Origin of the sequence: Colwellia sp. MB3u-4 (assembly GCF_014077065.1) — a bacterium.
Classification (GTDB): Bacteria; Pseudomonadota; Gammaproteobacteria; order Enterobacterales; family Alteromonadaceae; genus Cognaticolwellia.
Genome location: NZ_JACGVE010000079.1, coordinates 446,257 through 459,298 on the forward strand (window position 1 = coordinate 446,257; position 13,042 = coordinate 459,298).

Below are 13,042 nucleotides of genomic sequence, written 5' to 3' on the forward strand. Positions count from 1 at the left end.
AATAGAACAAAATGGAGAGTTAATTACTATGGGAATAATACAATGATACAGACTAAAAATATTAAATCACAGCTAAGCTTAATTACATCAGCTATCGCTTTATCTGGTTTATCAGTAATGGCATTTACCCCCAGTGCTTTGGCAGAAGAGGCTAAGGTGGATGAAAACATAGAAACAATTAGTGTTGTTGGCTCAAGACGATTAGGGCGGAGTGTTGAAGATAGTCCTGTCCCCATCGACATCATAGACGCTGATGCAATTATGAATACGGGTCTTACTGAAACCAATCAAATTTTAGGGACATTACTCCCCAGTTTTAACTTTCCTCAACCTTCAATTACCGATGGTACCGACCATGTTCGACCTGCACAATTAAGAGGCTTAGCACCAGATCACACCTTAGTATTAATTAATGGTAAGCGTCGACACAGCAGTGCTTTATTAAATCTAAATGGTTCTTCTGGACGAGGTTCATCAGCTGTCGATATGAACGCCATTCCTGCTAATGCCATTGAGCGAATTGAAGTGTTGCGTGATGGCGCTGCGGCTCAATATGGTTCAGATGCCATTGCTGGCGTCATTAATATTGTCCTTAAAAATGCTAATAGTGGCGGCTCAGCATCGGTAACCTATGGTGCTAATGTCTCTACAATGGATGGAGTGCCCAATTTAAAGTCAGTGGGTGTTGGTGATGATGGTGACTTAGCCTTTGTTGAGGGTGGGGATCGTAAAGTCACTGATGGTCAAACACTAACATTAAGAGTTAACTCAGGTTTTGCGCTGGGTGAAGATGGTTTCATCAATGTATCAGCAGAGCTTCGTAATCGCCACTCGGCCAATCGCGCTGATTATGACCAACGAGAAAATTACGCACGACTTGATGATGGTAGTTTAGACCCACGCGAATTAACAACGAATCGATATAATCATACCTACGGGAATGGCGAGGTGGACGACATCGCACTGTTTGTTAACAGTGGCTACTACCTTAACGAAAATGCTGAACTTTATGCCTTTGGCTCTTATAGCGGCCGAGAAGGTGAGGGAGGTGGGTTTTATCGCCGAGCACAAGACAGTCGCAATATACAAAGTATTTACCCCAATGGTTTTTTACCGGTCATTACGTCAGATATTGCTGATTATTCTTTAGCTGCAGGAGTACGCGGTTATATCAATGATTATAATTATGATCTATCAGCAGTTTACGGCAAAGATGAGTTTCAATTTGGCGTCACTAATAGCTTAAATACCTCATTTGGTCCGTCAAGCCAGACTGAATTTGATGCTGGTACATTAACTTATGATCAACTGACATTAAATGCAGATTTTAGCAAAGAAGTCGATGTTGATATGTTTGACAGCAGCCTCAACGTTGCTTTTGGTTTTGAATATAGAAACGAGGGCTATCAAATTGAAGCTGGTGAAACGGCATCTTACGAACAGGGCACTTTTGGTAGTGGCGGTGCAGTAACTGATCCGATAAATGGTCCATTTGGCTCTGCGGGCTCACAAGTTTTCCCTGGATTTACACCCGCATCAGCAGGCGACAATAGCCGTCATAATGTCAGTGCCTATATTGATCTAGAAGCTGATATTACTGAAATATGGAATTTAACAGTAGCGACACGTTATGAAGATTATTCTGATTTTGGCTCTACGGTAAGTGGTAAAGTTGCTAATAGGATCTCATTAACTGATGAGTTTGCACTGCGCTTTTCGGCTTCAACAGGTTTTAGAGCCCCTTCATTACAGCAACAACATTTCACCTCTATTTCCACTGTTTTCGTTGATGCTGTACCAACAGAAACAGGTACATTTTCACCAAACAGTAATGTGGCTAAGGCACTAGGTTCTCCGGGCTTAGACGCTGAAGATGCCATGAGTATTGGCGGCGGCTTTACTTGGACACCATTGGCTGAATTTAGCTTGTCGGTAGATTATTACCGCATTGATATTGACAATCGCATTGTCTTATCAAACAATTTATCAGGCCCTGAAGTAGAGACCTTGTTAGCAGGTAGTGGTGCCAACCGCGCACGATTTTTCTTAAATGCTATCGATAGTACTACTAAAGGTGTTGATGTAGTTGCAACCTATTCTATGGATATGGCAGAGATGGGCAATTTATTACTTAATGCCGGTTTTAACTACAATAAAAATGAAGTAACTCATGTTATCGATCCACCAACGGTATTACAAAATGCAGGATTTGATCAGGATAATTTATTTTCTGGTAATGAATTGCGTCGATTTGAAGTTGGCTCACCAAAAAGTAAATTGAACCTTAGTGCGACCTGGAATAAAGATAGTTGGTATGCCACGTTAAGAACGACACGTTATGGTGAAACACAAGACCCATCTGACAACCCTGCTCGCAATGAAGTGTTACCTGAAGAGTGGGTGACTGATCTCGATGTGAGTTACGCGCTAACCGAAAGTGTTAAGTTTACTTTAGGGGCGAATAATATTTTTGATGTTTACCCTGATACAACGCGCGAGTTGGTTGAAGATGTAACCACCTTTTCTCGATTGTTCTCTTACTCTGGCTTTTCGCCTTTCGGTTTTACCGGACGATATGTTTATGGAAAAATTAGTGTAACTTTTTAGCGGTAATCTTAAGGCTTGAGTGGTATTTGCTGCTCAAGCTTTTTCTTTACATTGATATAATTAACAAGTATTAATGCAATAAGCGTCTAAGGGAGATTGACGAATTTAGAGGTATATTTTTAGCTTGTTAATTAACGAATTCAATTTATTCTTCACTACTTCCTAATGCTTTTTAATAACCTTACCGACTGACCTCAGTTATTAACGGAGTTAGCTATCAATGGAGTCATTGATGTTGTTGATTTTTCATTGATATTGGACCCCACTGAGGGGTAGGAAAGTCTAGATCCTAGGATAATTATTTTGAGTAAAAAAATTGTTATTGCTGGTGCTGGTATTGGTGGTTTGTGCGCCGCGTTAGCATTGGCTAAAAACAAATTTGAGGTGACTGTTTACGAACGAAATCCTCAACTGGGCGAAGTAGGCGCTGGCATACAGCTTAGCCCTAATGCCATGCATGTATTACAAGAACTTGGTATAGCAGACGAAGTTAAAGCCAAGGCTTTTAGTCCAGATGCAGCAGTGATGCGTCATTATAAAACGGGCAAACCATACTTTACTGTGCCTTTGGGTGATAACGCCACACAAAAATATGGCGCGGATTACCTGCATGTTCACCGTGCTGATTTACATACGGCGCTGTATAATGCCTGTATCAATATGAAGGTAACTATTCACTTAGGTAAAACTATTCAAAGTTACCAGCAAACCCAACAAAATCTAACCATTCAATTTGACAACAATGACAGTATCGAAGCTGACTTGTTAATCGGTGCAGATGGTATCAAATCAAATATCCAAGCCTGTATGTTAGGCAAAAAACCAGCTGAGTTTACTGGACAAGTCGCTTGGCGTGGTGTGGTCGAAGCAAGTAAACTCCCGAAAGGATTAATTAAACCCAATGCCAACCTATGGGTAGGACCGGGCAAACATTTCGTTAGCTATTATCTGCGTGGCGGAGACTTAATCAATTTTATTGCCGTGCAAGAACGTAAGAATTGGCAAAAAGAATCGTGGAATGAGCCCGGTGATATCAATGAATTACGCGAGACTTTTAGTGATTGGCATCCTGAGGTAAGCAAATTATTAAACGCAACAGAGCAGTGTTTTTTATGGGCTTTGTTCGAGAGAAAACCCCTTGAACTATGGTCAGATCGAAAGGTGACACTTTTAGGTGATGCATGCCATCCTATGTTGCCATTTTTAGCTCAAGGTGCAGCGATGGCCATTGAGGATAGTTATGCCTTGGCATATTGTTTATCTCGTGATAGCAATATTGAAAACGCGTTGCAAAGCTATCAAAATATACGTTTACCGCGCACCCGTAATATTCAACTGAATGCGCGTAAAAATGCCGCTTTGTATCATATGAGTTCGCCAATAGAACAGGCCAAATTAGCACTGGTTTCAGGACTATCCCGTATTGGCCTCAGCGATAGAATCGCAGCGAACAAGCTCGATTCCATCTATGCCTATAATATCGTTGAGCAGTTATCAATGGGGCCAGTATCAATGAGGTCAAAGTCATAGATAATTAATAGAGTGTTAATAAAATCAATGTCGTTAGCGTGTACAATAAATAAATAATAAAATCGAGTAAGTTAACTGGCTCGAACGTTCCAAAAAAGAGAGTTATGCTTTAAGTCGCATATTTGTCATAAGCTTTTTAATATTATGATTAACTGGCGCGCTTAACGTTATTATTATTTTATATCAGTTTATTAATTTAAGGGATTCGCACAATGAATAAACTCACTCAAGTTGTTTTCACAAGTTTTATATTGTTAACGGGTTGTGCCGGAAAAGCACCAAACCTAGGTATTGAGAATGGGCAATTAACCCAATGTCCAGATACACCTAATTGTGTTAGTAGCTTTTCAAATAATGAAAAGCACTATATCAAGCCCATTATGATTAAAGGCAAAAGGCTAGAAATCAAAAACGATATTGTGAACATTGTTAATGAATTAAAAAATTCAAAGGTCACAGTGACCGACAATAGCTATGTTAGGGCTGAGTTTACCTCTAAATTTTTTGGCTTTGTTGATGATGTAGAATTTTATTTCCCAGAAACACAGTCTAAAGATACCAGCATACATATTCGCTCTGGCTCTAGAGTGGGTTATTCAGACTTTAACGTTAATCGAGAACGAGTTGAAAAGATTCGGATTAAATTTGAGGTGCTTAATGTTAATGGATCTGAGTCAATGTAATATCAATGAGGGCAGAATATCAATGGGATCAGCGTCATAGATTCAGACTCCCATTGATTGCAACATTTTTCAGTATTTGGCTCTCAATAGCATGCTTTTACAGCAGCTAGCCTTATTGTTTTTTTCTTATTTGATTAGCACATTCGGCTAAAACAATCGCGCCAGCGGTTGAAACATTGAGTGAGTTACCCATACCAAACATGGGAATGTGTATTTGTTGATGACTTAATTTTAATGCGGCTTCACTTACGCCTTTACGTTCATTACCTAAAACTAATACGCACTTAGCAGGGTAAGTCACATCAGTATAATCAACTGACTCATGGCATAGCTCAACACTGTAAACTGAATAACCCTCATCCAATAACGTTTGTAAACTTGAGGTGGTATTATCACTATATTCAACACAAACCCATTTAGCTTCATTTCTAGAGGCTTTTTTCATCTTTTTATCTGAAATAGTGAGCGCGCCACAAACAATAACCTTGTCGATAGCAAAAGCATCAGCCAAGCGAATAAAAGCACCGATGTTGTAGCTATTAGTGACATTGTCTAATACCACGATCAAAGGAATTTTTGGCTTGGTTAAGTATTCATCTCGAGTTGGCTTGCTTATTCTAAGGTCTTCTTTGCTAAGTTGTATTTTTGAATGCATTATTTCTACTCTGATTACTTACTATGACGACTTACTATGATTAAGTGCTGATGCTTTTCCCCCCCTACGGCCCCTGTTTCTGAGCATATAGCTGAGCTTATAGCTGGGCCGAGGATTGTGCGACTTTATCTAGCGAAGATCAAATTAATGTTGATAAGCCATTAAGCCAATTTACATCCACGAGTAAAAGAAAATTAATCAGACATTCATTGTTAATTGAAAAATTCCCACGCCTCTACTAGGATTTATTCACCAGTCAAACTAAAAGGATTTTATTCGTTAATTATTATTTCCAACTTTTAGACCCCTACTCCCCAAAAGGGCTCCAACATAAATAACAAATGGATATTATTATTATGAAAAAATTATTAGTCAGTGTGGCGCTATTATCTATGTCTAGTTTTTCTGCCTTAGCAGAGGAAAAAACCAATGATACAGTGACATACGATGTCAAACGTGGTTTTGCAGAAACATTTTCTGTCTCTCAGTTCGAGCAGTTAGGTAAGTTTCGAGTGGTGTTAAAACCCATTAGAGGATCAGATTTTGGCCGTGATAAATTTGTTTTAAAAGGTATTAGTAAAGGACTTTTGAATGCTGACTTTACCATAAATCATACTTTTGTTAACAAAGAGCGCACAGGTGTCTTATATACAGCAAATGACACGATTACTATGGTTTATACGGGTGATCCAACTTGTGAAAACGGCGCCGGTAACATACCTTTTGAGGTTGAAGAAACATTACATATTGTCGCGGGCACAGGCATTTATGCTGGTGTTGAACCCGGTGGTTTTATTGTGTTAAAGGGAGTAATAAACAACTGCCCATCTCTAGCTAAATTTGGTCAAAATAATTTTGAGGTAGTAGGTGGCTCTGTAACCATCACTCAGTAAGCTTTAAAAGCTTGATTATACAAAGGGGAATGCTCAGCACTTGAAGTGCATAATGACTAAGCAGCCCTTGCTAACTCTATGTTCAGCCATTAATTTGGCTGACTTAGGTTATTTAATTTTTTTGCCAAATGTTGAGCTTTGCTATCGAGGTTACTATCAATAGAGGCAGTATCAATGGGGGCAGAGTTTTTGATAGGCTTTTAATCATTAGCTGTCCCGTCCTGAAATACATTTAACATTTAGAACCTTATTAATAAAAGCATACAACAGACTCATCAGTAAACGCAGACAAGGTGATTATACTTTAGCTTTTAAATTAACTTTCAAATTAGCGGCTAATTGCTATCTTAAGTTAACATTTTCATTGACGGGCCTTTATTTATAGCCACGGCTTTTATTCCATCCTAATAGTTAACAATTTTATCCACTTAACGCTTTGTAGTTATGCCGTTGCTATAAAACTTAGCCGGGTGTCTAGTTATTTCCTCGTTGTTTCTCTAACACCAACTTTCTGTAAAATGCATTGATAGCTAGCGCAATATACGGCAATATCATGCTATAAATAATTACTAAGAGAGCCTGATATGCCTGGATTGTTACCCAATATTGACCCTGATGGATTATTAGAATATTCCGTTGTTTACACCGATCGCTCCTTGAACCATATGTCTGGTTCATTCCAGCAGGTCATGCAAGATATTTCTGCCGATTTAAAATCCGTTTACCACGCCCATAGCGCTATTGTCGTTCCCGGTAGTGGCACTTTTGGTATGGAAGCCGTTGCTCGTCAATTTGCGCGTAACAAAAAAGTCTTGGTCGTTCGTAATGGTTGGTTCAGTTATCGCTGGAGCCAAATTTTTGAAATGGGCGATATCCCTAGCAGTGAAACCGTATTAAAAGCGCAACAAGTTCGTGATGACGCCCAAGCGCCATTTGCTCCGCCACCTATAGCCGAGGTAGTGGCCACTATTTTAGCTGAATCACCTGATGTCGTGTTTGCACCGCATGTAGAAACCTCTGCCGGTATCATGTTACCTGATGACTATATTCAAGCGATGGCAAAAGCCGTGCACCAAGTAGGTGGTATTATGGTGCTTGATTGTATTGCGTCAGGCACTATCTGGGTAGACATGCAAGCAACCGGTGTTGACGTCTTGATTAGTGCGCCACAAAAAGGTTGGAGTGCCTCACCCTGCTGTGGTTTAGTGATGCTCAGCGAACTGGCGCGCCAACAGATAGAGTCAACCACCAGTGATAGTTTTGCTTGTGATCTGAAAAAATGGTTACAAATCATGGAAACTTATGAAAATGGGGGGCATGCCTATCACGCGACTATGCCAACGGATAGCTTGACGCGTTTTAGAGATATTATGCAAGAAACCAAAAGCTATGGTTTTGCCAAAGTATGCCAAGAACAACTTGATTTAGGTCAACGTGTTCGCGCATTGCTGACTCAACATGGCATTAACAGTGTCGCCGCTGAAGGCTTTACCGCACCGGGTGTGATTGTAAGCTTTACCAGTGATGATGAATTTCAAAACGGTAAGAAATTTGCCGCTGTTGGTTTACAGATTGCCGCTGGCGTGCCATTACAAGTAGGTGAGCGTGCTGATTTTAAAACTTTCCGTATTGGCTTGTTTGGTTTAGAAAAACTGCATAATATTGACCGAACTGTTGCGCAACTAGAACAAGCGTTGACACGTCTCTTGTAGACGTATTTTGTCGTATGAACTTCGGGCGCTTGTCATGTATTTATCCATGGTATTGATGGCAAGCCGTCCAGCATTGTGGTATTAACCTTGAGCGAAATTAGTCAGAAAAATCAACTTAATTCAATTTGATTTACTTAGATATTCATAGTGAATATTAGCCACAAGCAAACCAGTATAGCGTTTAAATATCAGTTCAAACCTTTGCTCACCTTTAGCAAGCTGCTTTATGCCCATTGATCATCTAGGCTTGTTCTTAAACCTTGAGCTGTAAGTGATGACGAAACGTAAGCTATTGCAAAAAATGTTCAGCTTAACGATTTGAGTTTAGTGATATCAGGTAAGGCCACTACGCTCAATTGTCAATATTTGAGTGATTCTTTCGGTAAAATAATAAATCTCACTATTATATGACATGCCTAATTTATCCACGATTTATTTCCCAAACGCCGTTTAGTTAGGCTTTTATTGAGTAATAACCGCACAATTTTTTTGAGCCATCTGTGAACTTATGCCTAGCTTTATTTTTTAATGTTTCTTAGCTGAGGTTTCTTCGTTAATCAGCTGTTAAATCTTGATTGATTGTGCTTACTGTTAATATATAGAGTTGACTGCTGTATTTATTTAGCGTAATTTTGACTTATACGGAAAAGTCAGAACATACGGAAAAATCAGAATAACCATAAAAGTCGGAACAATCGTAAAATCCAGAGCCACTATTAATCTCCTTAAATGACGGAGTTGAAACTAAAATACTGCCAATTAATCCAGGTTAGTCGTTTACAACATGCACGACACCATCGTGGTCAGGATCAGATTTATTGAAAAGTTGGTATACATCAATGATCACCGTCGCTTTAATTGAGACGATATTGAAGTTTTTAGGCTGAATTTAATCATGGGTATTTCCTCTTGAATTCAGGCGATTTTTTACTAAAATATAAAGATGATGAGGACCATTTACCTTGGAAAATATGGATAAACAGCATAATCAAAACAAAGTGAATGAAAAAAAAGCCAGTGAATTAGTCCTCGCTAACAAAGTACTGGCCTTGCAAAATAAAGAGAAAGATAAGCGTATTGATGAATTAGTGTTAGCTAATCAAGAAAAAGATAAGCTTGTCGATGAATTAGTGCTAGCGAATCAAGAAAAAGATAAGCGCGCCAATGAATTAGTACGAGCTAATCAAGAAAAAGATAAGCGCGCCAATGAATTAGTGCTGGCTAATCAAGAGAAAGATAAGCGCGCCGATGAATTAGTACGAGCTAATCAAGAAAAAGATAAGCGCGCCAATGAATTAGTGCTGGCTAATCAAGAGAAAGATAAGCGCGCCAATGAATTAGTTCGAGCTAATCAAGAAAAAGATAAGCGCGCCAATGAATTAGTGCTGGCTAATCAAGAGAAAGATAAGCGCGCCGATGAATTAGTGCTAGCTAATCAAGAGAAAGATAAGCGCGCCGATGAATTAGTGCTAGCTAATCAAGAGAAAGATAAGCGCGCCAATGAATTAGTGTTAGCTAATCAAGAGAAAGATAAGCGCGCCAATGAATTAATTTTAGTCAATGAAGAGCTTGATTTTTTACGGGGACTTTTTAAAAAATAGCACTGTTGTATTTAGAGTTTAAATTTACCTTCTCATTTAATTGATTGTTTACTAAAAATAACTAGGACTATTTATGTTTAAAGATAATGATCAAAAACATAATCGACACGAAGCGAAAGAAAAAAAAGCCAATGAATTAGTCCTCGCTAACAAAGAACTAGCCTTTCAAAATGAAGAGAAAGATAAACGGGCCGAAGAGTTAATTCTTGCCAACCAAGAGAAAGAAAAACGCGCAGAAGAGTTAACGCTTGCCAACACAGAACTGGCCTTTCAAAATGAAGAGAAAGACAGATGGGCCGAAGAGTTAATTTTAGCTAACCAAGAAAAAGACAAGCGGGCCGAAGAATTAATTCTTGCCAATCAAGAGAAAGATAAGCGCGCTGAAGAGTTAATTTTAGCTAACCAAGAAAAAGACAAGCGGGCCGAAGAATTAATTTTTGCCAACCAAGAGAAAGAAAAGCGCGCAGAGGAATTAACGCTGGCTAACACAGAGCTGGCCTTTCAAAATGAAGAGAAAGACAGGTGGGCTGAAGAATTAATTTTAGCTAACCAAGAGAAAGACAAGCGTGCTGAAGAGTTAATTTTTGCTAACCAAGAGAAAGATAAACGAGCTGAAGAGCTGATTTTTGCCAATCAAGAGAAAGACAAGCGTGCCGAAGAGCTGCTTCTAGCCAATCAAGAGAAAGACAAGCGGGCTGAAGAGCTGCTTCTAGCCAATCAAGAGAAAGATAAGCGGGCCGATGAATTAACGCTTGCCAACCAAGAGAAAGAAAAACGAGCAAATGAATTAGTGCTTGCCAACACAGAACTGGCCTTTCAAAATAAAGAAAAAGAAAAACGTTCAGATGAATTAATCCTCGCCAACGCAGAGCTAGCTTTTCAAAATAAAGAGAAAGACAAGCGGGCCGAGGAGCTGATTCTTGCTAAAGAAGAAAAAGAACAACGTGCTGATGAATTAGTCCTCGCCAACAAAGAGCTAGCCTTTCAAAATGAAGAGAAAGACAAGCGGGCTGAAGAGCTGATTCTTGCTAAAGAAGAAAAAGAACAACGTGCTGATGAATTAGTCCTCGCCAACAAAGAATTAGCCTTTCAAAATGAAGAGAAAGACAAGCGGGCCGAAGAGCTTATTCTTGCCAAAGAAGAAAAAGAACAACGCGCCGATGAATTAGTCCTCGCCAACAAAGAGCTAGCCTTTCAAAATGAAGAGAAAGACAAGCGGGCTGAAGAGCTGATTCTTGCTAAAGAAGAAAAAGAACAACGCGCGGATGAATTAGTCCTCGCCAACAAAGAATTAGCCTTTCAAAATGAAGAGAAAGACAAGCGGGCCGAAGAGCTTATTCTTGCCAAAGAAGAAAAAGAACAACGCGCCGATGAATTAATTCTCGCCAACGCAGAGCTAGCCTTTCAAAACGAAGAGAAAGACAAGCGGGCTGAAGAGCTGATTCTTGCTAAAGAAGAAAAAGAACAACGCGCGGATGAATTAATTCTCGCCAACGCAGAGCTAGCCTTTCAAAATGAAGAGAAAGACAAGCGGGCTGAAGAGCTGATTCTTGCCAACACAGAATTAGCCTTTCAAAATGAAGAGAAAGACAAACGGGCTGCAGAGTTAATTGTTGCCAACCAAGAGAAAGAAAAACGCGCCAATGAATTAGTCCTCGCTAATAAAGAACTAGCCTTTCAAAACGAAGAAGAAGATAAGCGTGCAGATGAGTTAGTTATTGCCAATGAAGAGAAAGATAAACGGGCCGAGGAGTTAATTCTTGCTAACGAAGAAAAAGAAAAGCGAGCTAATGAATTAGTCCTTGTTCACGAAGAGAAAGATAAGTGGGAACACGAGTTAATTCTGGCTAACAAAGAACTCGCTTTTCAAATAAAGCTAGACGGTTATCGTTCTGAAAGGGAACGTGTAGCTCAGGAATTAACCATATTTATGGATACCGCCAATGCCCCTATTTTTGGTGTTGATGCTCAAGGTAATGTCAACCAATGGAATCAAAAGTCAGCGGCTATTACTGGCTACCAAGCCGATGAAGTACTGGGTAAAAACCTGGTAAAAGAATTGATCACAAAAGATTATCGTGAGTCAGTAAACCAAGTATTACAAAAAGCCTTAAAAGGCGTGGAAACCTCTAATTTCGAGTTGCCACTTTATACAAAAGAGAACAATCCAGTCTTGGTGCTACTCAATGCCACTACCCGACGTAATGCGAATGGCGAAGCTGTGGGTGTCGTTGGGGTAGGCCAAGATATTACCGAGCTTGATAGTTATCGTTCTGAAATGGAAAAAAAAGTAAAAGAGCGTACGCGTGAATTAGATACCATATTAACGTTAAGTCCAGATGGATTTGTTTTAGAAAATGCCAACAATAATATTGTTTATATTAACCCCGCCTTATTAAACATGACCGGGTTTACAGAAGATAAGTTTATTGGTAAAAGTGCTAAAATTTTTAGTGACGCAATGGCAAGTTTATATAATTCAGAACTAATGGAATATACCAATATTATTGGCAACGAAGATTGTGAACATACCATTTATCTCTCACGTCCGACCGTACGCATTATTAACTGTAAGCAAAGAACAATGCATGGCTTGACGGGTGAAAAAGAAGGCCAAGTCCTTTATTTCAGGGACGTAACCCATGAAACAGAAGTTGATAAGATGAAAAGTGATTTTTTATCAACAGCGGCTCATGAACTACGCACACCACTGGCCAGTATCTATGGGTTTTCTGAATTATTAATGAATCGTGATTATGATAAAAAAATGTCACATGAAATTTTTGAAACTATTCACCGTCAGTCATTAAATCTAAAGAAGCTATTAGATGAACTACTTGATTTATCACGTATAGAGGCAAGAGCGGGAAAAGATTTTTATATGGATAATCATTCGCTTAAAGAACTTGTAGAGCAGTCATGTCTGGAAGCAGAAGGTGCCTTTAAGGGCCGTAAAGTGGAGGTCAAGTCAACAGGACGTTGGCCGGTAATTTCTTGCGATATTGATAAAATGCGTCAGGTATTTAATAACTTGTTAAGTAACAGCTTTAAATATTCTCCTGAAAATGAAAAAGTACGATTAAAAACCAGCGAAAGAGAAAAAAATGGCATTAGGCAGTTTGGTGTTAGCATTATCGATAACGGTATAGGCATGACACCTAAACAACTTTCTCGTATTGGAGAGCGGTTTTATCGAGCAGACGACTCGGGTGCAACACCAGGTACTGGTTTAGGTGTGTCATTGGTTAAAGAAATTGTCTCGATTCATACCGGAGAGGTTGAATTTGCTAGTGATAACGAAAAAGGAATGGTGGTAACCGTGTGGTTACCCATGGTTAAAAATTAATAGCTTGAGGAATGA

Annotated in this window: 8 protein-coding genes; 7 read left to right on the top strand and 1 reads right to left on the bottom strand. The window is 39.3% G+C overall.

All coding sequences use genetic code 11. From position 1 onward, the window contains the following. The first annotated feature begins 42 nt into the window (after positions 1 to 42). The 3 genes from H4J61_RS11435 (at position 43) to H4J61_RS11445 (ending at position 4,820) form a co-directional block, all read left to right on the top strand. Positions 43 to 2,607 (top strand): TonB-dependent siderophore receptor, encoded by a 2,565-nt coding sequence (locus tag H4J61_RS11435; RefSeq protein WP_182185114.1) that lies wholly within the window; start codon positions 43 to 45, stop codon positions 2,605 to 2,607. Between the two features lie 303 nt (positions 2,608 to 2,910). Continuing rightward, positions 2,911 to 4,137: an FAD-dependent monooxygenase gene (locus H4J61_RS11440; RefSeq protein ID WP_182185115.1), complete on the top strand. Its 1,227-nt coding sequence runs from the start codon at positions 2,911 to 2,913 to the stop codon at positions 4,135 to 4,137. 212 nt (positions 4,138 to 4,349) lie between these two features. Further along, on the top strand, positions 4,350 to 4,820 hold the full coding sequence (locus tag H4J61_RS11445) for a DUF1499 domain-containing protein (RefSeq protein WP_182185116.1): 471 nt from the start codon (positions 4,350 to 4,352) through the stop codon (positions 4,818 to 4,820). 112 nt (positions 4,821 to 4,932) lie between these two features. Here H4J61_RS11445 and H4J61_RS11450 read toward each other — a convergent pair whose 3' ends face one another. Beyond that, entirely contained in the window at positions 4,933 to 5,475 is a 543-nt protein-coding gene (locus H4J61_RS11450; protein ID WP_182185117.1) for a TrmH family RNA methyltransferase, read from the bottom strand. Positions 5,476 to 5,831: 356 nt separating this feature from the next. Here H4J61_RS11450 and H4J61_RS11455 point away from each other — a divergent pair, with 356 nt between their 5' ends. The 4 genes from H4J61_RS11455 to H4J61_RS11470 all read left to right on the top strand — a co-directional run bounded on the left by H4J61_RS11455 (position 5,832) and on the right by H4J61_RS11470 (position 13,027). Next, complete coding sequence (locus tag H4J61_RS11455) at positions 5,832 to 6,368, top strand: hypothetical protein (protein ID WP_182138091.1); 537 nt, start codon at positions 5,832 to 5,834, stop codon at positions 6,366 to 6,368. Between the two features lie 584 nt (positions 6,369 to 6,952). After that, entirely contained in the window at positions 6,953 to 8,080 is a 1,128-nt protein-coding gene (locus H4J61_RS11460) for an aminotransferase class V-fold PLP-dependent enzyme (RefSeq protein WP_182185118.1), read from the top strand. 971 nt (positions 8,081 to 9,051) lie between these two features. Next, positions 9,052 to 9,681: a hypothetical protein gene (locus H4J61_RS11465; RefSeq protein ID WP_182185119.1), complete on the top strand. Its 630-nt coding sequence runs from the start codon at positions 9,052 to 9,054 to the stop codon at positions 9,679 to 9,681. Between the two features lie 73 nt (positions 9,682 to 9,754). Continuing rightward, positions 9,755 to 13,027 carry a PAS domain S-box protein gene (locus H4J61_RS11470; RefSeq protein ID WP_182185120.1) on the top strand — a complete coding sequence of 1,091 codons (3,273 nt, stop codon included), beginning with the start codon at positions 9,755 to 9,757 and terminating at the stop codon, positions 13,025 to 13,027. Positions 13,028 to 13,042 lie beyond the last annotated feature (15 nt).